The sequence below is a fragment of the Nonomuraea roseoviolacea subsp. carminata genome (assembly GCF_024172185.1).
In the GTDB taxonomy this organism is placed as follows: domain Bacteria; phylum Actinomycetota; class Actinomycetes; order Streptosporangiales; family Streptosporangiaceae; genus Nonomuraea; species Nonomuraea roseoviolacea.
Genome location: NZ_JAMZEC010000001.1, coordinates 7,874,964 through 7,901,330 on the forward strand (window position 1 = coordinate 7,874,964; position 26,367 = coordinate 7,901,330).

The 26,367-nt window shown below is 74.5% G+C and carries 25 protein-coding genes and 1 pseudogene; 10 read left to right on the top strand and 16 right to left on the bottom strand.

Annotation, left to right across the window (positions count from 1 at the left end; all coding sequences use genetic code 11):
* Positions 1–168 precede the first annotated feature (168 nt).
* On the top strand, positions 169–1,659 hold the full coding sequence (locus HD595_RS36590; protein WP_253777284.1) for a purine-cytosine permease family protein: 1,491 nt from the start codon (positions 169–171) through the stop codon (positions 1,657–1,659).
* Positions 1,656–2,237, top strand: a complete 582-nt coding sequence (locus tag HD595_RS36595; protein WP_253777286.1) for a cysteine hydrolase family protein — start codon at positions 1,656–1,658, stop codon at positions 2,235–2,237. The genes HD595_RS36590 and HD595_RS36595 overlap by 4 nt, the downstream gene beginning before the upstream one ends.
* Positions 2,238–2,249: 12 nt before the next feature.
* Here the strand turns inward: HD595_RS36595 and HD595_RS36600 are convergent, their stop codons facing one another.
* The 5 genes and pseudogenes from HD595_RS36600 to HD595_RS47325 all read right to left on the bottom strand — a co-directional run.
* A complete protein-coding gene (locus HD595_RS36600; RefSeq protein WP_253777288.1) occupies positions 2,250–2,909 on the bottom strand; it encodes a CAP domain-containing protein in 660 nt (219 codons plus the stop codon).
* A 128-nt stretch (positions 2,910–3,037) separates the two neighbouring features.
* Positions 3,038–3,625 (bottom strand): TetR/AcrR family transcriptional regulator, encoded by a 588-nt coding sequence (locus tag HD595_RS36605; RefSeq protein WP_253777290.1) that lies wholly within the window; start codon positions 3,623–3,625, stop codon positions 3,038–3,040.
* Positions 3,613–5,151 carry an FAD-dependent monooxygenase gene (locus HD595_RS36610; RefSeq protein WP_253777292.1) on the bottom strand — a complete coding sequence of 513 codons (1,539 nt, stop codon included), beginning with the start codon at positions 5,149–5,151 and terminating at the stop codon, positions 3,613–3,615. The genes HD595_RS36605 and HD595_RS36610 overlap by 13 nt, the downstream gene beginning before the upstream one ends.
* A gap of 68 nt (positions 5,152–5,219) precedes the next feature.
* Entirely contained in the window at positions 5,220–5,963 is a 744-nt protein-coding gene (locus HD595_RS47320) for an IclR family transcriptional regulator domain-containing protein (protein ID WP_253781428.1), read from the bottom strand.
* Between the two features lie 243 nt (positions 5,964–6,206).
* A pseudogene (locus HD595_RS47325) lies at positions 6,207–7,010 on the bottom strand (IclR family transcriptional regulator); the annotation flags it as partial.
* Here HD595_RS47325 and HD595_RS36625 point away from each other — a divergent pair.
* From HD595_RS36625 to pcaDC, 6 genes are all read left to right on the top strand, one after another.
* Entirely contained in the window at positions 6,913–7,746 is an 834-nt protein-coding gene (locus tag HD595_RS36625; protein ID WP_253777294.1) for a CoA transferase subunit A, read from the top strand. The pseudogene HD595_RS47325 and the gene HD595_RS36625 overlap by 98 nt on opposite strands.
* Entirely contained in the window at positions 7,743–8,372 is a 630-nt protein-coding gene (locus tag HD595_RS36630; protein WP_253777296.1) for a CoA transferase subunit B, read from the top strand. Before HD595_RS36625 ends, HD595_RS36630 begins: the two co-directional genes overlap by 4 nt.
* 109 nt (positions 8,373–8,481) lie before the next feature.
* Complete coding sequence (pcaH, locus tag HD595_RS36635; RefSeq protein ID WP_253777298.1) at positions 8,482–9,234, top strand: protocatechuate 3,4-dioxygenase subunit beta; 753 nt, start codon at positions 8,482–8,484, stop codon at positions 9,232–9,234.
* Complete coding sequence (gene pcaG, locus HD595_RS36640) at positions 9,231–9,755, top strand: protocatechuate 3,4-dioxygenase subunit alpha (RefSeq protein WP_253777299.1); 525 nt, start codon at positions 9,231–9,233, stop codon at positions 9,753–9,755. The genes pcaH and pcaG overlap by 4 nt, the downstream gene beginning before the upstream one ends.
* 31 nt (positions 9,756–9,786) lie before the next feature.
* Entirely contained in the window at positions 9,787–11,136 is a 1,350-nt protein-coding gene (locus tag HD595_RS36645) for a lyase family protein (protein WP_253777301.1), read from the top strand.
* A gap of 5 nt (positions 11,137–11,141) precedes the next feature.
* Entirely contained in the window at positions 11,142–12,272 is a 1,131-nt protein-coding gene (gene pcaDC, locus HD595_RS36650; protein ID WP_253781429.1) for a bifunctional 3-oxoadipate enol-lactonase/4-carboxymuconolactone decarboxylase PcaDC, read from the top strand.
* Positions 12,273–12,398: 126 nt separating this feature from the next.
* Here pcaDC and HD595_RS36655 read toward each other — a convergent pair whose 3' ends face one another.
* From HD595_RS36655 to HD595_RS36680, 6 genes are read right to left on the bottom strand one after another with little or no spacing between them, the layout of a single operon-like run.
* On the bottom strand, positions 12,399–13,625 hold the full coding sequence (locus HD595_RS36655) for a cytochrome P450 (RefSeq protein ID WP_253777309.1): 1,227 nt from the start codon (positions 13,623–13,625) through the stop codon (positions 12,399–12,401).
* 59 nt (positions 13,626–13,684) lie between these two features.
* Entirely contained in the window at positions 13,685–15,130 is a 1,446-nt protein-coding gene (locus HD595_RS36660) for an MFS transporter (RefSeq protein WP_253777311.1), read from the bottom strand.
* A gap of 24 nt (positions 15,131–15,154) precedes the next feature.
* Positions 15,155–16,363 carry an NAD(P)/FAD-dependent oxidoreductase gene (locus HD595_RS36665; RefSeq protein ID WP_253777313.1) on the bottom strand — a complete coding sequence of 403 codons (1,209 nt, stop codon included), beginning with the start codon at positions 16,361–16,363 and terminating at the stop codon, positions 15,155–15,157.
* Positions 16,360–16,560 carry a ferredoxin gene (locus HD595_RS36670; protein WP_253777315.1) on the bottom strand — a complete coding sequence of 67 codons (201 nt, stop codon included), beginning with the start codon at positions 16,558–16,560 and terminating at the stop codon, positions 16,360–16,362. Before HD595_RS36670 ends, HD595_RS36665 begins: the two co-directional genes overlap by 4 nt.
* 17 nt (positions 16,561–16,577) lie before the next feature.
* Positions 16,578–17,798 (bottom strand): cytochrome P450, encoded by a 1,221-nt coding sequence (locus HD595_RS36675; RefSeq protein WP_420540767.1) that lies wholly within the window; start codon positions 17,796–17,798, stop codon positions 16,578–16,580.
* Between the two features lie 49 nt (positions 17,799–17,847).
* A complete protein-coding gene (locus HD595_RS36680) occupies positions 17,848–18,603 on the bottom strand; it encodes an SDR family NAD(P)-dependent oxidoreductase (protein WP_253777325.1) in 756 nt (251 codons plus the stop codon).
* Between the two features lie 139 nt (positions 18,604–18,742).
* Between HD595_RS36680 and HD595_RS36685 the strand changes: the two genes are divergently transcribed.
* On the top strand, positions 18,743–19,297 hold the full coding sequence (locus HD595_RS36685) for a TetR/AcrR family transcriptional regulator (RefSeq protein WP_253777327.1): 555 nt from the start codon (positions 18,743–18,745) through the stop codon (positions 19,295–19,297).
* 28 nt (positions 19,298–19,325) lie between these two features.
* Here the strand turns inward: HD595_RS36685 and HD595_RS36690 are convergent, their stop codons facing one another.
* From HD595_RS36690 to pstS, 4 genes are all read right to left on the bottom strand, one after another.
* Positions 19,326–19,943 (bottom strand): hypothetical protein, encoded by a 618-nt coding sequence (locus HD595_RS36690; RefSeq protein WP_253777329.1) that lies wholly within the window; start codon positions 19,941–19,943, stop codon positions 19,326–19,328.
* Complete coding sequence (locus HD595_RS36695; protein WP_253777331.1) at positions 19,940–21,331, bottom strand: selenium-binding family protein; 1,392 nt, start codon at positions 21,329–21,331, stop codon at positions 19,940–19,942. Before HD595_RS36695 ends, HD595_RS36690 begins: the two co-directional genes overlap by 4 nt.
* 63 nt (positions 21,332–21,394) lie before the next feature.
* Positions 21,395–22,138 (bottom strand): alpha/beta fold hydrolase, encoded by a 744-nt coding sequence (locus tag HD595_RS36700; RefSeq protein ID WP_253777333.1) that lies wholly within the window; start codon positions 22,136–22,138, stop codon positions 21,395–21,397.
* Positions 22,139–22,246: 108 nt separating this feature from the next.
* Entirely contained in the window at positions 22,247–23,290 is a 1,044-nt protein-coding gene (gene pstS / locus HD595_RS36705; RefSeq protein ID WP_253777335.1) for a phosphate ABC transporter substrate-binding protein PstS, read from the bottom strand.
* Positions 23,291–23,489: 199 nt separating this feature from the next.
* Between pstS and HD595_RS36710 the strand changes: the two genes are divergently transcribed.
* Complete coding sequence (locus tag HD595_RS36710) at positions 23,490–25,871, top strand: tetratricopeptide repeat protein (protein ID WP_253777337.1); 2,382 nt, start codon at positions 23,490–23,492, stop codon at positions 25,869–25,871.
* Positions 25,872–25,943: 72 nt separating this feature from the next.
* On the opposite strand, the gene HD595_RS36715 is transcribed toward HD595_RS36710, so the two are convergent.
* Complete coding sequence (locus HD595_RS36715) at positions 25,944–26,327, bottom strand: hypothetical protein (RefSeq protein WP_253777340.1); 384 nt, start codon at positions 26,325–26,327, stop codon at positions 25,944–25,946.
* Positions 26,328–26,367 lie beyond the last annotated feature (40 nt).

Here is a 26,367-nt window from a genome sequence, read left to right on the forward strand (position 1 = left end):
AGCGCCAGGGCGTGCGCGCCGCTGACGGGCCGGCTCGCGAACCGGCGCGCGCCGAGCGCGCCCAGCAGGCCCAGGCCGGCCATTCCGGGAGCGGGAGGAATATCACCATTGACGCCGTCCGAAACCGGCCCCTACGTTCGGCTGGAAGGATCGAGACAGGCAGGTCACATGGACGACACGCAGGACGCACGGGCCGGCGCCCGGCTCAAGGTGGAGACACACGGGCTCGACGTGATCGGCGACGCCGACCGCAAGGGACGCCCGCGCCAGCTCTTCTGGCCCTGGTTCGGGGCCAACGTCTCCGTCCTCGGGCTGAGCTACGGCTCCTTCGCCCTCGGCTTCGGCGTCTCCTTCTGGCAGGCCCTGATCGCCGGCGCCGTCGGCATCGTCTTCTCCTTCCTGCTGTGCGGGTTCGTCGCCGTGGCCGGCAAGCGCGGCTCGGCGCCGACGATGGTGCTGAGCCGGGCGGCGTTCGGCGTGCGCGGCAACCGGCTGCCCTCCGCGATCTCCTGGATGCTCACCGTCGGCTGGGAGACGGCCCTCACCGCCCTGGCCACGCTGGCCGCCGCGACCGTCTTCGAGCGCCTCGGCTGGGGCGGCGGCACCTCCACCAAGGTGATCGCGCTCGTCGTGGTGACCGCGCTGGTCGTCGCGGCCGGCGTCATGGGCTTCGACGTCATCATGCGCCTGCAGACCGTCATCACCGTGGTGACCGGCGTGCTGACCGTGATGTACGCCGTCCTGGTGCTGCCCGAGATCCACTGGGACGCGGTGCGGGCGATCCCCTCCGGCTCGGCCGGCAGCTTCGTCGGCACCCTGATCTTCATGGTGACCGGCTTCGGGCTGGGCTGGGTCAACGCCGCCGCCGACTACTCCCGCTACCTGCCGCGCCGCTCGTCCAGCGCCGGCGTGGTGGGCTGGACGACGTTCGGCGGGTCGCTGGCGCCGCTCGTGCTCCTCGTGTTCGGCCTGCTGCTGGCCGGTTCGTCGCCGGACCTCAACAAGGCCGTGGCCGGCGACCCGATCGGGGCGCTGACCACGATGCTGCCCACCTGGTTCCTCATCCCGTTCGCGGTCGTGGCGGTGCTCGGCCTGGTCGGCGGCGCGGTGCTCGACATCTACTCCTCCGGCCTCGCCCTGCTCGCGGCGGGTCTGCGGGCGCCGCGCCCGGTCGCCGCCCTGATCGACGGCGCGCTCATGGTCGCCGGCACCGTCTACATCGTGTTCTTCGCCGACGACTTCCTCACCCCGTTCATGGCGTTCCTCATCACGCTCGGCATCCCGATCGCCGCCTGGTGCGGCGTCATGCTGGCCGACCTGGCGCTGCGCCGCCGCGACTACGACGAGGCCGACCTGTACCGGCCGGCGGGCCGCTACGGCGACGTGCCGCTGCTGCCCATCGCGGTCGTCGTCGCCGCCACCCTCGTCGGCTGGGGGCTGGTCACCAACGGCACCGAGCAGTGGCTGGCCTGGCAGGGCTACCTGCTCGGCCCGCTCGGGCTCGGCGGCCGGCAGGGCGACTGGGCCTACGCCAACCTCGGCGTGCTGGCCGCGCTCGCGCTCGCCTTCGCCGCCACCTTCCTGCTCGGCCGGTCGCGGGTACGCGCCCAGGAGAGCGCCCCGGCCACGCCCGGCGCCGCCGACGAGGTGCGGGCATGACCGGCAAGGCGCCCGCGTTCCGCGACCGGGAGGCCTGGGTCGCGGTCATCGACATGCAGCACGTCTTCGGCGAGCCGGACAGCGACTGGTTCGCCCCGCGCTTCGCCGAGACCATCGACCCGATCAGGCGGCTCGTCCGCGCCTTCACCCCCCGGGTCACGTTCACCCGGTTCGTCGCCCCCGAGCACCCCGCCGGGGCCTGGGCCGACTACTACGAGCGCTGGCCGTTCGCCCGCCAACCAGCCGGCTCCCGCATGTACGCGCTCGTCGACGCGTTCGCCGCCGACGCCGGGCCGACCCTGGACGCCACGACCTTCGGCAAGTGGACGCCCGAGCTGGCCGAGCGGGTCGGCGGCGGCGGCCGGCTGATCCTGGCGGGCGTGTCCACCGACTGCTGCGTGCTGTCCACGGCGCTGGCCGCCGCCGACGCCGGCGTCGAGGTGGTCGTCGCCGCCGACGCGTGCGCGGGCGCCGACGACGCCAGCCATGTGCGGGCCCTGGACCTCATGCGGCTGTACGAGCCGCTGATCCGCGTGCTGACCGTCTCCCAGATCCTCGCGGGGCACCCGCGCCGGTGAGGGGGCGGCGGGTCAGCGGCAGACGCCGAACACCTGGGTCGTCACGAGCTGGTGGTCGGAGGTGACGTTCGGCCGCGCCGAGCCGTGCCGCACCGAGGTGCCCGTCTCCGTCATCCGCGTGTCGAGGATGGCGGCCCGGTGCGGCGGGCTGCCCATCCACCAGGTCACCGCGGCCCGCGGGGTCGCGCCGCCCGGGCCCCAGCCCTGGTAGACGTTCTCCAGCACCTGCCACGTGCCGGACGGGCAGTACCCGGCCGCCCGGACGCGGTCGCCGGGGCCGCTCAAGGTGCGCGGGTTGACGTGGAAGTTCGCCCCGTCCGTCCACCACTTGATCTGCTTGGCGGCCTTGGTGTGGGCGTCGGCCGCGTCGAACAGCCGCAGCACCTCCCGCAACGCGGGCAGGCCCCTCGCCGTGCGCTCGGCGTTGACCAGGCAGCGCACCGCGTTGTTCGCGAACGCCTCGTTCAGCGTGACGGCCGCCTGCACCCGGCTGTTGCTCCAGTCGGGGTTGTGGGCCCGGTACCACTGCGGCGTCCTGACGGTGTCGTCGGCGAACGCGCAGTCGGCCCGCGCGGAGTGTGTCGCCGCGTGCGCCGGTGCGGAGAGGGCGGCCAGCGTCAGCGCGGACGTGGCCGCCGCGGCGGCGAGCCTGCCCGTAACCGTGGGGATCATGGGGATGCGCTCCTCGCAGTCGGATCTCGCTTCCCCTCGACGGTGCGCGACGGCGGTCCGGCGCGCCTGAGTAGTCCCTCCCTACTCAGGCGGCCCTTCGTCAGGAGCCGGCGCCGTCGCCACCCGGCCTACCGGGGCGGCTGGTACCCGACGTGCCCGAGCAGCGCCCGCAGCCGCCGCTCGACCTCCGCCGCGGTCACCTCCTCCTCGCCCCGCAGCAGGACGAACCCGATCGAGCCGGCCAGGACGTCCTCCAGGACGCCCGGGTCGGTGCCCGGCGGGAGCTGCCCGTCGGCCACGGCCCGCCGGGCCACCTCGGCCAGGGCCTCCAGGCGCGGCCGGAGGTGCCGCTCGGTGTAGGCGGTCACCAGCTTGGGGTGGTCCACCGACGCCCCGATGACGCGCGCCATCAGCGCGCGGAAGCGGGGACGGCTCAGGAGCCCCGCCACGTGCCCGATCACCTCCTCCAGGGACCCTCCCACGGAGGGCGGTGCCTGGAGGTCCGGGTCGCGGGCGTGCTCCAGGGCGGCCATCAGCAGGTCCTCCCTGGTACGCCACCGCCGGTAGACGGTCAGCTTCGCCACGCCGGCGCGCTGGGCGACCCCTTCGATGCTGGTGCCCCCGGCCCCGCGCTCGATCAGCAGGTCGAGCGCCGCGTCGAGGATCGCGGCGTCGTTGCCCGGGTCGCGGGGACGTCCGCGCTCTACGCCGGCCACAGCACCTCGTCGATCCATGCCGCCAGTCTGTCGGGTGCCGGGCGGCCACGCCAACCGATGTGCCCGTCGGGACGGACCAGCACCACGTCACGCGCGTCCACCCCCGCGGCCTCGGCCGCGCCCGGCACGGGGACGAGGGCGGTGACGAGGCCGTCGCCGAGGCGGGCCGCGGCGGCCTCGGCGTGCCGGTCCGCGGCGCGCCGGTCGGCGGCGAGCACCACCCACCGCGCGGAGACGGCCGCGTGCAGGGTGACCTCCTCGCCGCCCGGGTCCAGGCACCTGAGGTCCGGCATCCGGTCGCCCGGGCGCGGGCCTGAGGCCCACCGGTGCGACGTGCGGGCCAGCGGCCCGCCCCGGTAGCCGATGCCGAGCTGGGACGCAGCCAGCCAAAGTCGCCGCTGCACGGCGGGCAGCCGGACGGCCGGAAGGACCAGCCTGTCGCGGACCAGGCGTTTCCACGCGGTGTCGGGCAGCATGACGTTGACCGCCGTGCTGGTGGCCCGCAGGACGTTGCGGGCCAGCGGGCGCCGCTCGCCCTCGTACGTGTCGAGCAGCCGCGCGTCGGCACGGCCGCGCGCCACCAGGACGAGCTTCCAGGCGAGGTTCTCGGCGTCGCCGAGCCCGGTGTTCTGCCCCTGCCCGCCGGTGGGGCTCTGGATATGGGCGGCGTCGCCGGCCAGCAGGATGCGGCCGCGGCGGTAGGCGTCGGCGAGCCGCCGGTGGATGCGGAACTCGGTGGCCCAGCGGATCTCCGTGACCGTGTCGAGGCCGACGCCGCTGCGACGGGAGAACTCCGCCAGCGCCCGCTCGGCGATCTCTCCGTCGGGCAGGTCCCGCGGCAGGTCGGCGGGGGGCTCGGTGAAGATCCGCCAGGTGTCGTCCGGCAGGGCGGTCACCGACAGCATGTGGCCGGCGTCCATCCAGGTCGTGCTGCCGTTCCGGTCGAAGGGCCACCGGGCCCGCACGTCGGCCATCAGCAGGCGCTCCATGAGCCTGCGGCCGGGGAAGCCGATCCCGGCGAGCTTGCGCACGGTGCTGTGCGCGCCGTCGCAGCCGATCAGCCACCGGGTCTCGGCCTGCCGTTCGGCGCCGTCCTCCGTCCGGACGGTGACGGTGACGCCCGCGCCGTCCTGCTCGGCCGCGACCAGCCGGGTGTCCCACTCCACCGCGCCGCCCAGCTCGCCGAGCCGCCGCCGCAGGACGCCCTCGACCTCGGCCTGCGAGACCAGGAGCGCCTGTTTCGGCAGGTCGGCGGCCGCCTGGCCGACCCGCATCCGCAGGACGGTGCGGGAGCCCTCGTTGTAGGACATGGTGAGCGAGCGCTGGGAGCGTTCGGGCAGGTCGCCGAGCGCGCCGATCCGTTCCAGGACCTCGGCCCCGCGGGGCTGCAGCCCGAGCGCCCGCGAGGTGGTGGCGGGGCCGGGGGCGGCGTCGATGAGGCGCACGGGGACGTCGCGCAGGGTCAGGTGGATGGCGAGGGCCAGCCCGGTGGGGCCGGCGCCCACCACGAGTACGGTGTCCGTCATTTAATAAACGGTACCGTACCGATTACTAATTCGGCGGCCGGTTCGCCCATGCCGGTCGATGATCGGTTCTACGGGGCGGCCGGGAGGTGGCGGAGGTCGGCCTCCATGCGCGCCGCGCTCTCGCGCAGCGCGGGCAGGACGTCGCGCAGCAGGTCGTCCGGGGTGGCCCGGCTGGCGTGGGTGGCGACGTTGACGGCCGCGACCACGCGCCCGTCCCGGCCGCGCAGCGGCACCGCGATCGACCGCACGCCCTCCTCCAGCTCCTGGTCCACCAGGGCGTAGCCGTCCTCGCCGGCCCGGCGGACCGCCTCCGCGAACGCATCGGGGGAGGTGATCGTGCGCCGGGTAAGCGGCCGGAGCGCGAGCGCCGCCGACCGTTCCGCCGGCAGGCCGGCGAGCAGCACCCGGCCCATGGACGTCGCGTACGCGGGGAAGCGGGTGCCGACCCGGATGTCCACGGTCATGATGCTCACGGTCGGGACGCGGGCCACGTACAGCACGTCGTCGCCCGACAGCACCGCGACCGAGGCGGAGTGGCCCAGCCGCGCCACCAGGTCCGCCAGGTGCGGCTGGACGACCTCGGCGAACGTGCGTTCCGACAGGTGGGCGTACCCCAGCTCCAGCACGCGGGGGAGCAGGGTGAAGCGGTGACCGTCGGAGGCCGCGTACCCGAGGCGTTGCAGGGTGAGCAGCGACCGGCGCGCCGTGGCCCGGGGCAGGCCCGTGGCCCGGGCGACGGCGGCCAGGGTCGATCCGCCGTGCGCCGCGCCGAGCGCCACCAGCACGGCGAGGCCCCGGGCCAGCGACTGCAGGCCCTCGTGGCGCGCCGCCTCCGCGCGCCCACCCTGGGCGACCGGCGCGGCGGCAGGGGAGGCCGGTCCGGCGTGGGTGGGGGCTGGCGCGGCGTCGGAGGAAGCAGGTCCGGGGCCGGGGGAGGTCGGCGCGCCGGCGGAGGAGGCCGGTGTGGTGGCCAGGGCGGCCTCCATCTCGGCGACCGTCTTGAGCAGCCTCGGCATCGCGTGCTCCCGCAGGCCGGACGCGGTGTGCCGGCTGGTGTGGCTCACCACGCTCACCGCGCAGACCGGCGCGCCGTCCCGGTCCCGTACGGGCACCGCCACCGCGACCAGCCCCGGCTCGATGAGCTGGTCGTCCTCGGCCCACGGCGCGGCGGGGTCGAGGAGGACGAGACCCGCGGCGCAGCGGCGGGCGGGCAGCAGGTCGCCGACCCGGAACGCCACCGACATGGTGCGCCGCCGCGTGAACTGGCCGATGAAGCGCACCCCGTCGCCGTCGCGCACGGCCAGCGACACCGACTCGTCCAGCTCCTCGGCCAGCCGTTCGGCGAGCGGCGCCAGGGGGTCGCGCAGGCCGCCGCCGGTCAGGTACGCCTCGCCCAGCTCCATCAGGCGCGGCGCGAGCCACAGGTCACGGCCGTCGAAGCGGACGTAGTCGAGACGGGCGTACGTGGCCAGGACGCGGTCGACCGTGGACCTGGCCAGACCGGTGGCGTGCACCAGGTCCGTGGCCCGCGTCCGCCGCGCGGGGTCGGCGGTCAGCGCACGCAGCACGGCGAGCCCCCGCTCCAGGGTCCCGGCCGGTTCCATCCGTCCCACCTCCGCCCCACCTCCGCCCGCCCGACGCCGCCCGCGGGCCAGTGGCACTTTGACAGGACCGCCGCGGCGTACGCATACTCGTCCACGATAATGAACTGAAGTTCGCTCAGCGAACACCCTTCGGGCATCCCCGGGCGGAGGGAGCGTCGTGCCGAGAGACAAGGTGGTCGCGACCGCCGCGGAGGCGCTGGCCGATGTGCGGGACGGCGCGTCGTTCGCGGTCGGCGGCTTCGGGCTCAGCGGCATCCCGAACGTCCTGATCCGCGCACTCCACGACACCGGCGTCACCGGGATCTCCGTGGTGTCCAACAACTGCGGCGTCGACGGCGGCGGCCTCGGCGTCCTCCTGGCGGCCGGGCGCATCGCCCGCGTGACCGCCTCCTACATCGGCGACAACAAGGAGTTCGCCCGGCAGTACCTCGCCGGCGCGCTGGAGGTGGAGCTGACCCCGCAGGGCAGCCTCGCCGAGCGGCTGCGCGCGGGCGGCGCCGGGATCCCCGCCTTCTACACCCCCGCCGGGGTCGGCACGCCCGTCGCCGAGGGCGGCCTGCCGCTGCGTCACAACCCCGACGGCTCGGTCGCGCTCGCCTCGCCGCCCAAGGAGGTGCGCGAGTTCGGCGGCCGGCCGTACGTGCTGGAGCACGGCATCACCACGGACTTCGCGCTGGTCCGCGCGGCCCGGGGCGACCGGCACGGCAACCTCGTCTTCGCCAAGGCGGCCCGCAACTTCAACCCGCTGGCCGCCATGGCGGGGCGGGTCACGATCGCCGAGGTCGAGGAGCTGGCCGAGCTGGACCCCGACGAGGTCCACCTGCCCGGGGTGTTCGTGCGGCGCGTGGTGGTCCTCACCCCCGAGCAGGCCGCCGACAAGGCCGTCGAGCGCCGTACGACGTCAGAGCCCCGTACGCCACGAGAGCGCCGTGCGACGTCAGAGCCCCGTACGACATCCGAGCCCGGTACGAGATCGGAACCCGCCTCGTGAGCTGGACCCGCGACGAGATGGTCGCGCGCGCGGCGGCCGAGCTGCGCGACGGGGACCACGTCAACCTCGGCATCGGCCTGCCCACCCGCATCCCGTCGTTCCTGCCGCCGGAGGTGGACGTCGTCCTGCACTCCGAGAACGGCATCCTCGGCGTCGGCCCCTACCCGGCGGAGGACGAGGTGGACCCCGACCTCATCAACGCGGGCAAGGAGACCGTGACCGTCCGCCCGGGCGCTTCGTTCTTCGACTCGGCGCTGTCGTTCGGGATGATCCGCGGCGGGCACATCGACGTGACCGTGCTGGGCGGGATGCAGGTGTCGGCGCGCGGCGACCTGGCGAACTGGATGGTGCCCGGCAAGCTGGTCAAGGGCATGGGCGGGGCGATGGACCTGGTCCACGGCGCGCGCCGGGTCGTCGTGATCATGGACCACACCGCCAAGGACGGCACCCCGAAGATCGTCGAGGAGTGCACGCTGCCGCTCACCGGGCGGGCGTGCGTCCACCGGATCATCACCGACCTCGGCGTGCTGGACGTCACCGGTGACGGGCTGAGGCTCGTCGAGACCGCGCCCGGCGTCAGCCCGGACGAGCTGCGCGACCGTACGGACGCGGAGGTGCGCCCGTGAGCACGGGCCGGGCCGCGCCTTCACAGCCCTGGAACCGGGCCGCACCTCGCACAGCCCTGGAACCGGGCCGCGCCGCGCACAGCCCCCACCTTCCAAGGAGAGCCGCACCATGACCTCACCCCCCACCCAGGCCGACATCGACCTGGAGATCGCCGCGATCCGCGCCGCCCGTGAGGGCGCGGAGACCCACCACCCCGGCCGCGACTACGCCCCCTACCGCAGCACCGCGCTGCGGCACCCGAAGCAGCCGCTGGTCCCGCTCAAGGACCCCGAGGCGGCCGAGCTGACCGGCCCCGTCTTCGGCGTCACCGACGTCACCGCTCTCGACTCCGACCTGACCCGGCAGCATCTCGGCGAGCCGATGGGCGAGCGCATCACCGTGCAGGGCCGCGTCCTCGACCGGGAGGGCCGTCCGGTACGCGGCCAGCTCGTCGAGATCTGGCAGGCCAACGCCGCGGGCCGCTACCCGCACCAGCGCGACGACCACCCCGCGCCGCTCGACCCGAACTTCACCGGCGTCGGCCGCTGCCTCACCGACGACGACGGCGGCTACGCGTTCACCACGGTCAAGCCCGGCGCCTACCCCTGGCGCAACCACGTCAACGCCTGGCGGCCGGCGCACATCCACTTCTCGGTGTTCGGCACGGCCTTCACCCAGCGGCTGGTCACCCAGATGTACTTTCCGGGCGACCCGCTGTTCCCCTACGACCCGATCCTGAACTCCGTCACCGACGAGCGCGCCAGGCAGCGGCTGGTGGCCGCCTACGACCACGAGCTGTCCACGCCCGAGTGGTCGCTCGGCTACCGGTGGGACATCGTCCTCGACGGCCCCGCCGCCACCTGGATGGAGGAAGGCCGGTGAACCCCACCCCCTCGCAGACCGTCGGCCCGTTCTACGGGTACGCGCTGCCGTTCCCCGGCGGCGGCGACCTCGCCACCGGCGGCGTCACCGTCCACGGATACGTCCGCGACGGCGCGGGCGAGCCGGTGCCGGACGCGCTGCTGGAGTTCTGGCAGGCCGACCCGGCGGGGAGCCTGCGCGGCGCGCCCGGCACGCTGCGCCGCGACCCGGTGAACGGCGCGATCATCGGCCGGCACGGCGTCGACTTCACCGGCTTCGGCCGGGTGCCGACCGACGCCGACGGCCGCTGGACGTTACGCACGGTCGTGCCCGGCACCGGCTACATCAGCGTCTGCGTGTTCGCCCGCGGCCTGCTCCACCACCTGTACACGCGGATCTACCTGGCCGAGCACCCGTTCCTCGACACGCTGCCGCCCGAGCGGGCGCGCACGCTCCTCGCCGCGCGCGAGCGCGAGGACGTCTACCGGTTCGACGTCCATCTTCAGGGGGAGAAGGAGACGGTGTTCTTTGACTTCGGCTGACCGGCCCGCCGCCCGTCCGGAATGTCCGGCGGTGGCTGATGTCGGCCTGCTGTCGCCCATGCGGGCGGGGGCCGCGGCGGAGGAGACGGGGGACGCCGCCGTCCTGCGGGCCATGCTGGACGCGGAGGCCGCGCTCGCCCGCGCGCAGGCGTCCCTCGGCCTGATCCCGGTGCGGGCCGCCGAGGTCGTGACCGTGGCCGCCCGCGACGGCGCCTTCGACATGGTGAGCCTGGCCGAACGGGCCCGCGCGGGCGGCAACCCGGTCATCCCGCTGGTGGAGGACCTGCGTGCGGCCGCCGAGCCGTTCGGCGGGTACGTCCACCGGGGCGCCACCAGCCAGGACATCCTCGACACGGCCCTCATGCTGGTCGCCCACCGCGCCCTCGGCCCCGTCACGGACGACCTGGGGCGGGTGGCCGAGCGGCTGGCCGGGCTGGCGGCCGAGCACCGCGACACGGTCATGGCCGCCCGCACGCTCACCCAGCAGGCGGTGCCGACGACGTTCGGGCTGAAGGCCGCCGGGTGGCGCGAGCTGGTGGCGGGCGCGCGCGCCCGGCTGCTCGCCGTCCGTGAGGCGCTCCCGGCCCAGCTCGGCGGCCCGGCGGGCACACTCGCCCAGCGCGACTTCCGGATGACGGGCGGCGACGGCGGTCACGAGGCTGCGGGTGACGCCGGTCATGAGGCTGGCGGTGACGTCGGTCATGCAGCGGGTGGTGGCGGTGGTCACGAGGCGGGCGGTGACCTCGGGCTGCGGCTGCTGGGCGCCTTCGCGGCCGAGACCGGGCTGGCGGAGCCCGTGCTGCCGTGGCACGTCCTGCGCGCCCCCGTCGCCGACCTGGCCGGGGCGCTGGCGTTCGCCGCGGGCGCGCTGGGCAAGCCGGCGGCCGACGTCCTCGTGCTGTCCCGTACCGAGATCGCCGAGGTGCGGGAGGGTACGGGCGGCAGGTCGTCGTCCATGCCGCACAAGCACAACCCGGTGCGCGCCACGATGATCGCCGCGGCGGCCCGCCAGGTGCCCGCGCTCGCGGCGATCCTCTACGGCTCGCTCGCCGCCGAGGAGGAGCGGCCCCCGGGCGCCTGGCACGCCGAGTGGCAGCCGCTGCGCGAGGCGCTGCGCCTGGTCGCCGGGGCGGCCCGCGATGCGGCCGAACTCGTCGCGGACCTGCGCGTGGACCCCGTCAGGATGCGCGCCAACCTGGCCGTCGAGGGCACGCCCGGCTCCGCGGCGGCCCTCGTCACCCGAGCCCTGTCCACGCCGGCTCCGTCCACGCCGCCCTCATCCGGGCCGGGCCCGTCCACGCCGCCTCCATCCCGGCCGGGCCCATCTACGCCCGGTCCGTCCGGGCGGGGACGAGCCGAGCACCCAGGGGAGGGCGCGTGAGCCTGATGCGGCACCGCCTGGACGGGCCCGAGAGCGGCCCGCCGCTCGTGCTCGGCCCGTCCCTCGGCACCTCGGCGCGCGTGTGGGATCCGCAGCTCGCCGCGTTGTCCAGGACGTTCCGCGTGCTCAGGTACGAGCTGCCGGGCCACGGCGGCTCACCCGCGCCGGCCACCGCCCTGACCATCGACGCCCTGGCGGACCAGGTGCTGGAGCTGGCCGGCGCCGCCGGCATGGAGACCTTCCACTACGCGGGCGTCTCGATCGGCGGCGCGGTCGGCACGACCCTGGCCGCGCGCCGCCCGGGCAGGGTGCGGTCGCTGGCGCTGATCTGCTCCTCCGCCCGGTTCGGCGAGCCGGAGGGCTGGCGGGAGCGGGCGCGCCTCGTGCGGGAACGGGGCACCGCCCCGCTCCTGGAGGCCGCGGCCGGGCGGTGGTTCGCGGGCCCCGCCGACCGGGCGCTGCTGGACGACCTCGCGGCCACCGACCCCGAGGGCTACGCCGCCTGCTGCGACGCCCTGGCCGCCTACGACCTGCGCGGGGAGCTCGGCGGCATCGACGTCCCGACGCTGGTGGTGGCCGGGCGGAGCGACCCGGCGACGCCGCCCGTCCACGCCAGGGAGCTGGCCGACGGCATCCCCGGCGCCACGCTCGTCGAGGTGCCGGGCGCCGCCCACCTCGCCACCGTCGACCGGCCGGACCTGGTCACCGCCGCCCTTCTCGCCCACCTGGGACAGCCACACGAGACACCGCCGCCGGAGTCGCCGGCCGCCCGGGGCACGCGGGTGCGGCGGGAGGTGCTGGGGGACGAGCACGTGGACCGCGCCGTCGCCCGCACCACCCCCTTCACCCGCGACTTCCAGGACTTCATCACCCGCTACGCCTGGGACGGCATCTGGACCCGCCCCGGCCTGGACCGCCGCACCCGGAGCTGCGTCACGCTCACCGCGCTCGCCGCCCGCGGCCACCTCGACGAGCTGGCCCTGCACGTCCGCGCCGCGCTGCGCAATGGCCTGACCCCGGACGAGATCGCCGAGGTGCTGCTGCAGACCGCCGTCTACTGCGGCGTGCCCGCCGCCAACGCCGCGTTCGCCGTGGCGCAGCGCGTCCTGGCCGAGGAGCCGAGCACCCCCGCCTGACCCGCGCGGGCCGAGGAGGGGGTCACTCCTCCACGTGGATGGCCAGGGCAGGGCGGAGCGTCGCCGCGGCACCGGTCCTGGTCGATGGTTTCACCTTCATGCGATTCTCCTCGTCGGCCGGGGGCGCTACCACGTGACGGGCAGCTCGTAGACGCCGTAGACCTGGCCGTCGTGCTTGAACGGGACGCGGTCCAGCTCGGTGGCCAGGCTCAGGGTGGGGATCCGCCGGTACAGGGTGCTGTACACCACCTGGAGCTCCATGCGGGCCAGCGGCTGGCCCAGGCACTGGTGCACCCCGAACCCGAAGGCCACGTGGCGGCGGGCGTCGCGCCGCAGGTCCAGCTCGTCGGGACCGGGGAAGACCGCGGGGTCGCGGTTGGCGACGTCGTTCGCCATGATCATGCCCTCACCCGCGCGGATGACCTGACCGGCGATCTCGATGTCCTCCAGGGCGACGCGGCGGCGCCCGCTGTGGGTGATGTTGAGGTAGCGCAACAGCTCCTCGACCGCCCCCGCGACCAGCTTCGGGTCGTCCGACTCGCGCAGGAGCGCGAGCTGGTCCGGGTGCCGCAGCAGGGCCAGCGTCCCGAGCGCGATCATGTTCGCGGTGGTCTCGTGCCCCGCGATGAGGAGCAGGACGCCCATCTGCGCGGCCTCCGCCCGCGACAGCTCACCGGCCTCGACCCGCTCGGTCAGCCGCGACAGCAGGTCGTCCGCCGGTTCGGCGAGCTTGCGTCCCACCAGGTCGTCCAGGTACGCGTTCAGCCGGGCGCCGGCGGCGGCCCGGTCCTCGGGCGCGGCGTCGCGCCTGATGACGGTCTTGCTGTTGTCCTGGAAGAAGTCGTGGTCGTCGTACGGCACGCCGAGCAGCTCACAGATCACCAGCGAGGGCACCGGCAGGGCGAACGCCTCCACCAGGTCCACCGGCCTCGGGCCGGCCAGCATGTCGTCGATCAGGTCGTCCACGATCCGCTGTACGGCCGGGCGCATCTCCTCCACCCGCTTGACCGTGAACGGCGCCTGCACCATGCGGCGCAGCCGGTGGTGCTCGGGGTCGTCCATCAGGATGAAGCTGGCGAACGTGCCCTGGGGCATGGGGGCCGGCGCCGGGTAGCCGGGTCGCGTGATGTCGGCGCTGACCCTCGGGTCCGCCATCAGCGCCCGCTGCTCGGCGTACCGGGTCACCACCCACGGCGTGCTGCCGTCCCACAGCCGGACCCGCGCCAGCGGGCCCTCCTCCTGCAGGGACCGCAGGGCCGGCGGCGGGTCGAACGGGCACCGGGCCGCCCTGGGCATGGGGAACTCCGGCACGCCGGCCGTCTCTCCGCCGGTCGCGCTCAACGTGTCGGTCATCGCGCTCTCCTCGCGTGCGTGGGGATGTTCGGGTGATCCCGGCGGGAGCCGCCGGGCGTTCAGCGTTCGGACCGGGCCAGGGACGCCGCCGGGACGCCGCTCTCCTCCGGCGGGGCGGACCGGCGCCCCGGCAGGGCGAGGGTGACGGCGGCGGCGAGCAGCGCGGCGCCGCAGCCGACCAGCATGCCGGTGCGGAAGCCCGCCTCCGACGGCAGGACGTGCCCGCCGAGGCTGACGGTCATCTGGGACAGGACGACCCCCACGACCGCGGCCGACACCGTCGTGCCGATGGAGCGCATCAGCGTGTTGAAGCTGTTGGCCGCGGCCGTCTCCGACCGCGGCACCGCGCCCATGATGAGGGCCGGCATCGAGCCGTAGGCGAACCCGACGCCGATGTTGCAGACGCAGGTGACGACGAGCAGCCCCCAGGTGGAGCCGAGCAGCACCATGGAGGAGCCGTACCCGAGCGCCATGACGAGACTCCCGACGATCAGCGTGACCTTGGGCCCCCGGGCGGCCGACAGGCGCGCCCCGATCGGGGAGACGACCATCATCATGAGGCCCGAAGGCGCCATCCAGAGGCCGGCGGCCAGCATCGACTGGCCCAGGCCGTACCCGGTGGCCTCGGGGAGCTGGAGGATCTGCATGACGACCAGCGCCTGCGCGTACATCGCGAAGCCCACCACGATGGAGGCCAGGTTCGTGAGCAGCACCTGCGGCCGGGCGGTGACGCGCAGGTCCACCAGCGGATCCCCGGCGCGCAGCTCCCACCGGCCCCAGCCGAGCAGGGCGACCAGCGCGGCGCCGAGCAGCCCGAGCGTGGTGCCGCTCGACCAGCCCCAGTCGCCGCCCTTGGAGACGCCCAGCAGCAGGCAGACCAGCCCCACGCCGAGCCCCAGCGCCCCGGCGACGTCGAGCCGCCCGGACGCCCGTCCGGGCGTGGCCGGCACCAGCAGCCGGATCAGCGCGCCGACCAGCACGCTCAGCGCCGCCGACACCCAGAACAGCACCCGCCAGCTCGCGTACTCGGCGAGCGCCGCCGAGATCGGCAGCCCGAGCGCGCCGCCGATGCCCATGGAGGAGCTCATGAGCGCGATCGAGGGGCCCAGCCGGTCGGGCGGCAGCAGGTCGCGCAGGGCGCTGATGCCGAGGGGGATCAGGCCCATGCCCATGCCCTGCATCCCCCGGCCGACGATCATGGGGACCAGGGAGCCGGCCAGCGCGCAGATCACGGATCCGGCGATCAGGGGGACCGCGCACACCAGCATCATGCGCTGCTTGCCGTACAGGTCGCCGAGGCGGCCGATGACCGGCGTGGTGACCGCGCCCGCGAGCAGCGTGGCGGTGATCACCCACGAGGCGTTGGACGCGCTCGTGCCGAGGAGCTTCGGCAGCTCCCCGACCAGGGGCACGACCAGCGTCTGCATGAGCGAGGCGACGATGCCGGCCACCGCCATCACGGTGACGATCCCGCCCGGACGCCTGGCGGGCGTGGAGTCCTCCATGAGACCTCTCTCTTCCTGGCGGGGCTAGGCCCGCGTGCTCACGTTCACGGCCGGGGCCGCGGCGAGGGTCATGGTCCCGGCCACGAGCGGGCGGCGCAGGCGGGCGGCCTTGGCCATGTTCCAGCCGAGCACGCCGGTGACCGCGCCGCCCTCCCGGTAGAGCGCCACGAAGCGGCCGTCCTCGGGGTCCCCCTCGGCGACCTCCACCTCGGCCGCCGCCGAGGGCAGCCCGTACGCCTGGATCTTGACGTCGTACTGGTCGGTCCAGAAGTACGGGACCGGCACGTACGGCCGGTCGCCGCCGAGGATGCCGGCCGCCACGACCTGGGCCTGCTCGACGGCGTTGGTCCGGTTCTCCAGCCGCAGCCGCCTGCCCAGGCCCTCGTGGTGCCAGGAGGCGACGTCGCCCACCGCGTACACGCCGGGCGCCGCGCGGCAGCGGGCGTCGCAGACCACGCCGTCGTCCACCCGCAGGCCGCTGCCGGCCAGCCAGCCCGTGGCCGGGCGCGCGCCGACCGCCACCACGACCGCGTCGGCGGGCAGCAGCTCGCCCGTGGCCAGCCGCACCCCCGTGACCCGGCCGCCGGAGCCGGTCAGCTCACGGACCGCGGCGCCCAGCCGCAGCCCGACGCCCCGCTCGGCGTGCAGCCGGGTGAGCGCGCCGCCGATCCGGTCGCCGAGCTGGTCGGCGAGCACGGCCGGGCCCAGCCCGGCGAGCGTGACGTCGAGGCCCATGCCGCGGGCGGAGGCGGCGACCTCGGCCCCCAGCACGCCCTCGCCGACCACGACGAGCCGCGGGCCGGCCAGCAGGTGCTCGCGCAGCGCGAGCGCGTCGTCCAGGGTGCGCAGCACGTGCACGCCCGCCAGGCCGTCCTGGCCGGGCAGCCGGCACGGCGTCACGCCGGTGGCCAGGACGACGGCGTCGGCGCGCAGGGTCCGGCCGGAGGCCGTCAGCACCTCGCGGGCGGCCACGTCGAGGCGGACGGCCGCGTCGCCGAGGATGAACTCCGCCTCCAGCGCGCCGAGCTGCTCCGCCGAGCGCAGGTGCGCCCGCTCGCGCTCCCACGCCCCGCGGAGCACCTGCTTGGACAGCGGCGGCCGGTCGTAGGGAGGGTGCGGCTCGGCGCCGAGGACGGTCAGGCCGCCCCGGTGGCCCTGGCGCCGCAGCGCCTCCGCGACGGCCAGGCCGCCCGCCGAGGCGCCCACGACCAGCACGTCGGCAGGGACCGTCAAGGCCGCTCCTCGACCGTGATCGCGGCGGCCGGGCACACCTCGGCCGCCTCGCGGACGGCGGCGCGCAGCGCCTCGGGCGGCGTGGCGTCCAGCAGGACCACGATGCCGTCGTCCTCGTTCTGGTCGAAGACGTCGGGCGCGAGCAGCACGCACTGCCCCGCGCCGCAGCACTTGTCGGCGTCGACGGTGATGTTCATGTCTCTCCTTCCTGGGGTCACCACGTGACGGGGACCCGCTCCAGGCCCCCGACGAGCAGCCCCTCGCGGCGCCGTAGGTCGGCGGCGGGCACGGCGAGCGCCAGCGTGGGCAGCCGCTCGACCAGCACCTTGAGGACGGTCTGCAGCTCCGTGCGGGCCAGCGACTGGCCGAGGCAGGCGTACGGGCCCGCGCCGAAGATCAGGTGCGGGTTGGGGGAGCGGGTCAGGTCCATCCCGGCGGCGTCCTCGAACGCGGACTCGTCGCGGTTGGCGGCCGAGAGGCTGCACACCACCGTGGAGCCCTTGGCCAGCGTGGTGCCGCCGATCTCGACGTCCTCGCTGATGTAGCGGGGGATGCCGAAGCCGAAGTTGGCGTCGTGACGCAGGCACTCCTCGACCGCGGTGCGCACCAGCGCGGGGTCGGCGACGATCCGCTCCCACCGGGAGCGGTCGGCCAGCAGCATCGCCACCATCTTGCCGATCATGTTGGCGGTGGTCTCGTGCCCGGCGACCAGCAGGCCCTTGGCGGTCATCAGCACGACCTCCTCGGTGACCCGGCCGTCGAGGGCGCCCACCAGCGTGATCAGCTCGCTGATCAGGTCGTCGCCCGGGGTGGCGCGCCTGGCCGCGACGTGCTCGCGCATGTACGCGGCGAACTCGGCCTGCGCGGCGTCGATCTCCTCCTGGGAGTAGCGGGTCAGGCTCAGCAGCGTGTCGGACCAGTACGCGAACCGGTCGCGGTCGGAGTCGGGCACCCCGAGCAGCTCGCAGATCACCCACACCGGCAGCGGGAACCCCAGCGCGGACACCAGGTCGGCGGGGGCTCCCCGCTCCACCATCTCGTCCACCAGGCGGCGGGCCGTCGCCTCGATGCCGGGCTGCAGCGCCGAGACGCGCCTGGCGGTGAACGCCTTGCCGATCAGCTTGCGCCACTCCCGGTGGGCCTCACCCCGCACACTGGCGCCGTCGCCACTGGCGAACACGCCGCCCGACTCGTTGGCCGTGAGGGAGGCGGCGTCCTCGGCCACCAGGTGGTGGGTGAAGCGGGGGTCGGACAGCAGCTCCTTCACGTCGTCGTAGCGGGTGAGCAGCAGCGCCTCGTCGCCGCTGGCCAGCCGGACGCGCGCCACGGGGCAGCGCTCGCGCAGCTCGGCCCACTCCGCGGGGGGCTCCAGCGCGGCGGGGGCCGGGAACGGGTAGTCCTGGATGTCGGTCACATGTCCTCCTGGTGCGCCGATCGGGGGTGATCGGCACGTCGATGGGGGTGCCGTCGGGGAGCGCGGCGGGTCAGGCGGCCGACCAGCCGCCGTCCACCGGCACGAGGGCGCCGTTGACGAACGAGGCGGCGTCGGAGGCGAGCCACAGGGCGGCCTCGGCCATCTGCTCCGGCTGCGCGAGCCGCTCGCCGAGGGCCAGCACGGGGCCGAGCCGGGCGGCGCCGGCCTGGTCGAAGGTCAGGTCCGTGGCGATGCCGGTCATGGTCGGCCCGGGCAGGATGGCGTTGCAGCGGATGCCGTCCTTGGCGTACGCCCAGGCGACGCTGCGGGTCAGGCCGGCGACGCCGTGCTTGGAGGCGGTGTACGCCGCCCCGGCGGCGCCGCCGCGGACCGCCGCCTCGGAGGCGGTGTTGACGATCGCGCCGCCGCCCTGCCGCAGCATGTGCGGCAGCACCGCGTGGGTGACGAGGAACGTGCCGGTCAGGTTGACCCGCAGGACCCGCTCCCACAGGGAGGGAGGGATGTCGGCGGGCAGCGCCATGGTGTCCATGATCCCGGCGTTGTTGCACAGCACGTCCACGCGCCCGAAGGCGCTGATCGCGGTCTCGACCAGGGCGGTCACCGACGCCTCGTCGGCGATGTCGGCGGGGACGGCGAGGGCGGCCTCGCCGATCCCGCCGGCGGTGCGCCCGGCCGCGGCGGGGTCGATGTCGCAGACGACCACGCGCGCGCCGGCCCCGGCGAAGGCGACGGCCATCGCCCGGCCGATGCCGGAGCCCGCTCCGGTGATGAGGGTGATGCGGCCGTCGAAGGCGGAGGAGGTCACAGGCGGGGTCCTTTCGCCACCGGACAATGTTGTCCGGTTACTCGGCCACCGTAACGCCCGCGTCCGCCGTGTGTCGAGCCGGAGTGTCAGAACGCGGCCGAGAACCGGACATTTTTGTCCGGTTGCTACCCTGGCGGCCATGTCAGCTACGCGTCGTCCCAACAGGGGTCCGAGTGCCGCGGCCGAGAACCGGGCCGCCCTCATCGCGGCGGCCCGCGAGGTCTTCGCCGGCGCCGGTTACGACGCGCCGCTCAGCGCGATCGCCCGCGCGGCCGGAGTCGGCCAGGGCAGCCTCTACCGGCACTTCCCCGACCGGACCAGCCTGGCGCTGGCCGTCTTCGAGGACGGGGTGAGCGAGCTGGAGGAGCTGGCCGCCGACCCGGGCGCCACCCTCGACGACGTGCTGACCATGGTCACCGAGCAGACCATCGCCTCGACCGCGTTCATCGACATGGTCAGCGTGCCGCCGCTCGACGAACGCATGATCAGGGTCCGCGACCGGGTGGCCGACGTGCTCGCGGGCGTGCTGGAGCGGGCCAGGGGCGCCGGCGTGGTGCGGGCGGACGTGACGGCCGACGACCTGGTCACGGCCGTCGGCATGCTCGCGGGCGTGCTGCGCAGGACACCCGCGCCCGACCGCCACCGGACGGCCGAGCGGGTGTGGCGCCTGCTGCGCAAGGGCATCGACGCCTGACCCTCCGTCAGCCCCGGCGCAGCGTGCCTCAGGCGCGGAGCAGGGTGACGATCCCGGCGCCGACCAGGGCCGCGGCCCACATGCGGTCCACGTTGAACCACGCCCGCCGCAGGATGGCCAGCCCCGCCACCTCGTAGACGAGCACCGCCACCACCCCGGCGACCGTGAACATCCCGAGCGTGTGCCAGAGCGCCACGCCCAGGCCGCCCGCGACGGCGTGCCCCGCGTGCCCGCCGTCGCCCGGCGTCTGCTCGGCGGCCAGCCCGGCGAAGACGGGCACGAGCATGAGGCCGGCCCCGTGCGCCGAGGACATGAGGAACGACCAGCCGGCGAGCTGCGGCAGGGACAGCCGCATCCCCACCCAGCGGAAGTGCCGCTTCGACAGCAGCCGCCACAGCCCGAAGCCGACCAGGACCACGCCGCCGGCGACCGACAGCACCGTGGCCGTCGTGAGCGAGCCGGTCACCCCGACCACCACCGCGACCAGCGCGACGGAGGCCAGGTGCCCGGCGGCGATCGCCGGCAGCGACGCCAGCAGCAGGTCGCGGCTGCGCTCCTGCAGGCCGCGGGCCACCGCGAACAGCCAGCCCATGGCCGGGTTCAGGCCGTGGAAGGCGCCCAGCAGGAGAGCGGCGGTGATCGTCATGGGTAGCAGTAGGAGTCGGACGAGGCGTCGCCGCCCTGCAGCCGCACCTGGTGCGCGCGCAGGCCGCGGAAGGCGTCGCCGTGCGGCAGGAACCGCGCGTCGAAGGTGAACGACTCGGCGTCCACCTTGGCCATCCAGGCGCCGACGCCCTCGGGGTAGAACTGGTCGTCCCAGGCGCCGTACAGGGAGTTGGTCAGGTAGACGCGGGCGCCGTCCCTGCTCACCTCGACCATCTGCGGGCCGCCGCGCAGCCGGGCGCCGCCGGCGGCGGGGTGGGACTCGCCGCGGACGATGCCGCCGATCCGCAGCGAGCCCAGCTCCACGGGCTTGAACGGGTCGCTGACGTCGTACTGCTTGAGCTCCCCGGTGCCCCAGCAGGAGACGTACAGGCGCTGGTCGTCCACGGACAGGTCGATGTCGGTGACCAGCGGCGGGACCGCGCCGAACGGCTTGAGCACGTCGGGCAGGTCCTTCGGGTCGGCGGGCTCGGCCGGGATCTCGATCACCTTGCGCGCCTGCCAGCGGCCGTCCTCACGGAACCAGGTCCACACCGACGCCGACAGGTCCTCGACGCTGATGACGACGCCGGCGAACCCGTACGTCCGCGTCGGGTCGTGCGCGGGCCTTAGCTCCAGCGTCATCTGGTGCTGGTCGCCGAGGTCCACCTCCTGGACGTGGCGGCGCCGGCGCAGGTCCCAGAAGTGCAGCCGGTGCCCGTACTTGCGGCCGAGGAGCAGCTCGCCCACGACCCCGTTCTCGATCATGGACGGCGTGCCCCACTCGGAGGTGACGAGCACGTCGTGGTTGATGTGCCACCAGAAGTCGTAGGAGAGGTACTGCGGGCCCCGGTCCATCTCCCAGCGGCCGAGCACCTCGAACGACTGGTGGTCGAGGATGGCGATGCCGCCCGGGCCGTCCTCGCCGTTGGCGCCGCCGAGCGCGGAGACGTACAGGCCCTCGGGGCCGCAGTGCACGGTGTGCGGCCGGGAGTACCCGGCGCGCTTGGCCAGCTCCTCGGGCTCGATGACCTTGACGAGCTCGGGGCTGATCCGGTCCTTGGTGTCGAGGATGTGGATGCGCGAGGACCGCAGGCCGGGCACGACCAGGTAGCGCCGCTCGACGTGGGGGTGCGGGGCGTACGGGCACAGGGCGCTGCTGCAGGCGTTCCACCCGAAGTGGTGCAGCTCGTCGCCCTTGTTGGGCAGGTCGGTCCAGCCGACCACCTGGCCGTAGCCGGGGGAGGCGGGATCGGTGTCGACGACGGCGATCGCGTCGGGACGCTCCGCCCGCCGGTCGAACGCGGCCACGTAGGCCAGCCGTTCGGCCGGCGCGGCGGCGGCGTCACGCGGCGAGGGGTAGAACGTGGGATCCGGAGTCCAGAGAGCCATGAATCCCATGATTCATTCATTACCTACCCGGTCAATAGACAAGCTGCCGAGACCTATGCCGGTTCAGTGTGAAACATTGGCGCTCGCGGGCGGAACCGTGACCCGCAGGAAGTCCAGCAGCAGCTCGGTGACCTCGGCGGGCCGCTCCAGCGACGGCAGATGACCGGCCCACGGCAGCTCGACGTGGCGGGCCTGAGGCAGCCGCTCGGGCAGCCCGGCGGCCAGCTCGCGGAAGTCGGGCACGTCGTGCGCGCCGGACACGGCCAGGCACGGCGCCGCGATCCGCGCCAGGTCGGCCTCCGGCCGGGTCTGCCGGACCTGCTCGGCCGCGGCGAGCTGCACCTCGAACGCGTGCCGCTGCATCGTCCGCACCCGCTCGCGGACCTCGTCCCCGGCCTCCGGGCCGAGCCACCGCTCCACGTTGAGCTCGACGGCCGCGTCGAGGTCGCCGGCGGCGAGCAGCGCGTCCTCCCGCTCGGCGAACGAGCGCAGCTCGGGTCCCGGCTCCTGGCCGGGCACCGCCGGGCACAGCAGCGCGAGCGCCGTGACCAGCTCAGGCCGGCTCGCGGCCAGCTCCAGGGCGACCCGGCCGCCGTAGGAGGAGCCGGCCAGCGCCGCCCGCTCGACGCCGAGCTCCCGCAGCAGCTCGGCCACGTCCCCGGCGTCGCTGTACGGCCGGTCCGCCACGGGCGAGAGCCCGAAACCGCGCAGGTCCGGCCGGATCACGCGGTACCCGGCGGCGGCCAGGGCCGCCCACTGCGGGTCCCACATGCGGCGGTCGCACACGCCCGAATGGAGCAACACCACAACCGGACCGTCACCGGTCACATCATGAGAAAGAGACACGCGACGGCACGCTAGCGAGTCGCACTCCCGGATGTCGCCCGCTTTATCCCCGGCTGGTCGATGTCGCCGTCAGGTCATCGCGGCGAGGCGGGCGCGGACCCGGATGACCACGTCCTGCGGCAGGGGCGCGTAGCCGAGCAGCGACAGGTACGACTGGCCCGCGTTGCTCGCCGTGTACCGCAGGAAGCCGCGCGTCAGCGCCGACGTCCCCCGCGCGCAGACGATCTCGTAGGTGATCAGGACCAGGGGGTACGCGCCCTTCTGCTCGGTCGTGTAGTCAGGCGTCAGCGTGACGCCGGCGGCGCTGTCGGAGATCCGGGCGTCCTCCAGGGATTTCGTGGCGCTCTCCGGTGACAGGGCGACGTACTCGCCAGCGCCGTCGCGCACCTTCGTCGTCCGGAGCCCGGCCTGGCTCGTGTGGACGTAGTCCGCGTACCCGATCGAGCCCTCGCTGTCCCGGATCGTCTCGGCCATGCCGTCGGAGCCCTCGACCCCGCGGCCCGGGCCGGGCCAGTCCGTCGACGGCGGGTACGGCCAGCCCCCCGCCGCCTTGAGGTAGGAGGTGAACACGTGGCTCGTGCCCGAGGCGTCGGAGCGGTGCAGGACGTCGATCTCCTGGTGCGGCAGGGCCGCCCCCGGGTTGTCGGCGGCGATCTGCGGGGCGTCCCAGGTGGTGATCGTCCTGCCGAACACGGCGGCCATCGTGGCGGGCGAGAGCCGCAGTTCCGGAACGGACGGCAGGTTGTAGGCCACGGCGATCGGCCCCACCACCATGGGCAGGTGCACCGCCCCGTCGCCGCACCGTCCGTCGGCCAGGGCCTGCTCCTGGGCGCCCATCACGTAGTCCGAGCCGGCGAAGTCGGTCGCGCCCTGGAAGAAGTCGCGCAGGCCGGCGCCGGAGCCGTTGGGCCGGTAGACGATCCGCGCGCCGGGATGCATGGACCGGAAGTCGTCGCGCCACGCGTTGATCGCCCCGAGCTGCGCCGTCGAGCCCGAGGCGATGATCGCGCTCCCGTCGTCCGCCGCCGGCGCGGCCGGGCCGAACTGGGCGCAGCCGGTCAGCGTGAGCCAGGCGAGCGACACGGAGAGGACCAACGACGTCAGCTTGCGCACGTATACGACCGTATGAAGGGTTCGTGACCGGAGAGGGCATTCTCGGGCAGATCAATCGGAAGAAAATGCCATCACCAGGTCAAACCATCCGATGTCCCGCCGTCCTGCTCGGCGGGGGCCATGATCGACGAGTGCCATGAAGATCGTCGTGTCGCTGAGCCGGTTGACGGCCGTCCCGCCGCCCAAGATCATGATGAGAATGACCGCGGCAACCGGCGACCCGCGCCGGGCACACGACGTGGCCGACTTCCTGGCCCGGCTCCGCCGGCTCAAGGAACGTTCCGGCTGCACATACCGGCAGCTTGAGGAGCGCGCCGCGCGCAACGGTGACGTGCTGCCGCGCAGCACCATCGCCGACGCCCTGCGGCGGCAGGCTCTGCCCCGGCCCGAGACGCTGTCCGCCTTCCTGCGCGCCTGCGGAGCCGACGACGAAATCCCGCTCTGGCTGGAGGCCAGAGGCCGGCTCGCCGAGCAGGCACCGCCCGGCCCGCCGGGTGCGACCGCCAGCCGGCCCGCCTCCGGCGAACCGCATGCCGTGGCGGGCGGCCCGGAGCACGGGCAGCCGCTCGTCCCCCGCCAGCTTCCCGCTCCACCCGCGCTCTTCGCGGGCCGGGTCGAGGAACTGGCCCAGCTCGACGCGGCGGCAGACGACGGGGACGCGCCGGGCCGGACCGTGGTGATCTCGGCGATCGGCGGGGCCGGCGGGATCGGCAAGACGTCGCTGGCACTGCGATGGGCCCATCAGCGCCTCGATCGCTTCCCCGACGGCCAGCTCTACGTCGATCTTCGCGGGTTCAGCCCGGACCCGGAGCCGGTGCCACCGGACGTGCCCCTGCGCAACTTCCTCGAAGCCCTGGGAGTCGCGCCGGCCTCCATCCCGCACGACCTCGACGCCCAGGCGGCGCTGTTCCGCAGCGTCGTGGCCGGTCGCCGGATGCTGATCATGCTGGACAACGCCCGCGACACCACCCAGATCGTCCCGCTGCTGCCCGGCAGTCCGACCTGCACCGTGCTCGTCACGAGCCGCCATCGGCTGCGCGGCCTCGCCGTCACCCACGGCGCCCGCCTGCTCGCCCTGGACCGGCTCTCGGACGCCGAAGCCCGTGACCTGCTGGCCGGACACCTGGGCCGGCACCGGGTGGCCGACCAACGCCCGGCGCTGGACGCGCTGATCGAGCACTGCGGCGGCCTGCCCCTGGCGCTGGCCGTCGTCGCCGCGCGGGCCGCAGCGCATCCCGACCATCCCCTCGCGGCGCTGGCGCAGGAGCTCCGCGACACCTCCGCCCGGCTCGACGCCCTGACCGCCGGGGAGGCCACGACCGATCTCCGTGCTGTCTTCTCCTGGTCCTGCCGCGCGCTCCAGTCGCCGGCCGGGATGGTCTTCGACCTGCTCGGCGTGGCCCCGGGCGTCGAGCTCGGCCTCGCGGCCGTGGCGAGCCTGACCGCCACCCCCGTGGCCGGATGCCGGGAACTGCTGCGGCAACTGGAGGACACCTCGCTCGTGCAACAGCCCGCGCCGGGCCGCTTCCGGATGCACGACCTGGTGCATCTCTACAGCGCGCAGCAGACGCCCGCCCGCCACGAGAGCGCCGACACGGCGCTGCGCCGGCTGGCGGACTTCTACCTGCACACCGCCTACGCGGCGGACCGGCTGCTCGATCCCCGCCGCCCGCCCGTCGCCCTCGACGCGCCGGAGCCGGGCTGCGCGCCCCAGCCGCTCGAAGGTGCCGCCGAGGCGATGAGCTGGTTCGACCTCGAGCACGCCCAGCTCATCGAGATGCAGCAGGTCGCCATGCGCCGGGGCTGGTATCCGAGGGTCTGGCAACTGGCCCGTACCCTGGTCACCTTCCACGCGCGCCGCAGGCGCAGCCGGGACCAACTGACCGTGTGGCACGCCGGCCTGGAAGCGGCGCGGGAGTCGGCCGACCTGACCGCGCAGGCGCTGGCCCACCGCTACCTCGGCCAGGCGTACACGGCCGAACGCCGCGACGAGGACGCCTTCGACCACCTTCGCCAGGCGCTGCGCTGCGCCCAGCAGGGCGGTGACACCGGTGAGGAGGCGCGCACCCACTACGCGCTGGCCGTCGGCTGGGAACGCCACGGCGACTTCCACCAGGCGCTCGACCACGCCCGCCAGGCCCTGACGCTCGTCCAGGACCTCGGCAGCGCGGTGGAGGAGGCCCGGGCCCTCAACGCGATCGGCTGGCTGGAGGCCAGGCTGCGCCGCTACGACGAGGCCGAGACGAACTGCCGGCACGCCCTGGACCTCTTCCGCCGCCACGGACACCCCGACGGCGAGGCCGACACCCTGCACAGCCTCGGCCTGATCGCCCAGCACAAGGGCGAGCACGCCGACGCGCTGACCTACTACCAGCAGGCGCTGGAGATGTACCGGGAGGTCGGCAACACGCGGGGGGAGGCAGAGTCCCTGGACAGCCTCGGCCAGGTCTACGCCGCCCGCCGCCAGTACGCCGACGCCCACCGGGCCTGGCGCCGGACACTGGACCTGCTGGACGCCCAGCAGCGGGTACGGGAGGCGGACCTGCTGCGGCTGCGCATGGCGTCCCTGCCTCGTCGCTGACGGCCGGGGTGATCTGCAGCCGTCGCTTCTGCGGAACAGCAGATGTGCGGGCCCCCGACTCTCGTGTTCGGGTCAGGAAGGCAAGAGGGCCGCTTTCAGCACGAGCAACGCCGCCAGGATGGCCACCAGCTTGATCGTGAATTTCATCTGTCCGGGCTGACCCGACCGGGTGTCTCCGCCCGTAGCCCATAGCCGGATGTCACTGCCCTGCCCGAGGGATGCCAGGGCAAGGGATAGCGTCACCACGGAGAAGTAGGCGAGCATCTCACGGACGGGCCAGTGCTTGAGGGCCCCGAGGAGCGCGACCGCCCCCGTTCCCACCAGCGCCGCCAGCACGATCTGCCATTTCAGGGCCCGGGTGGGCATCAGCCGCGCGAATATCGTGACGAATGCTGCACCGCACACAAGGGCGATGCCCCAGGCCGCGAAGAGGGGGACGGTCTCGAATGAGGTCATCTGTTTTCCTCCGATTGCCGACAGGTCCACCGGGAGGACG

What these genes read in the sequence shown, in the direction of transcription:
- HD595_RS36710 (WP_253777337.1), top strand. Translation starts at nt 23,490, where the DNA reads ATGACCGCGGCAACCGGCGACCCGCGCCGGGCACACGACGTGGCCGAC.
- pcaH (WP_253777298.1), top strand. Translation starts at nt 8,482, where the DNA reads ATGACCTCACCCCCCACCCAGGCCGACATCGACCTGGAGATCGCCGCG.
- HD595_RS36695 (WP_253777331.1), bottom strand. Translation starts at nt 21,331, where the DNA reads ATGGCTCTCTGGACTCCGGATCCCACGTTCTACCCCTCGCCGCGTGAC.
- HD595_RS36595 (WP_253777286.1), top strand. Translation starts at nt 1,656, where the DNA reads ATGACCGGCAAGGCGCCCGCGTTCCGCGACCGGGAGGCCTGGGTCGCG.
- HD595_RS36655 (WP_253777309.1), bottom strand. Translation starts at nt 13,625, where the DNA reads ATGACCGACACGTTGAGCGCGACCGGCGGAGAGACGGCCGGCGTGCCG.
- HD595_RS36660 (WP_253777311.1), bottom strand. Translation starts at nt 15,130, where the DNA reads ATGGAGGACTCCACGCCCGCCAGGCGTCCGGGCGGGATCGTCACCGTG.
- pcaDC (WP_253781429.1), top strand. Translation starts at nt 11,142, where the DNA reads ATGCGGCACCGCCTGGACGGGCCCGAGAGCGGCCCGCCGCTCGTGCTC.
- HD595_RS36685 (WP_253777327.1), top strand. Translation starts at nt 18,743, where the DNA reads ATGTCAGCTACGCGTCGTCCCAACAGGGGTCCGAGTGCCGCGGCCGAG.
- HD595_RS36690 (WP_253777329.1), bottom strand. Translation starts at nt 19,943, where the DNA reads ATGACGATCACCGCCGCTCTCCTGCTGGGCGCCTTCCACGGCCTGAAC.
- HD595_RS36670 (WP_253777315.1), bottom strand. Translation starts at nt 16,560, where the DNA reads ATGAACATCACCGTCGACGCCGACAAGTGCTGCGGCGCGGGGCAGTGC.
- HD595_RS36715 (WP_253777340.1), bottom strand. Translation starts at nt 26,327, where the DNA reads ATGACCTCATTCGAGACCGTCCCCCTCTTCGCGGCCTGGGGCATCGCC.
- HD595_RS36590 (WP_253777284.1), top strand. Translation starts at nt 169, where the DNA reads ATGGACGACACGCAGGACGCACGGGCCGGCGCCCGGCTCAAGGTGGAG.
- HD595_RS36600 (WP_253777288.1), bottom strand. Translation starts at nt 2,909, where the DNA reads ATGATCCCCACGGTTACGGGCAGGCTCGCCGCCGCGGCGGCCACGTCC.
- HD595_RS36610 (WP_253777292.1), bottom strand. Translation starts at nt 5,151, where the DNA reads ATGACGGACACCGTACTCGTGGTGGGCGCCGGCCCCACCGGGCTGGCC.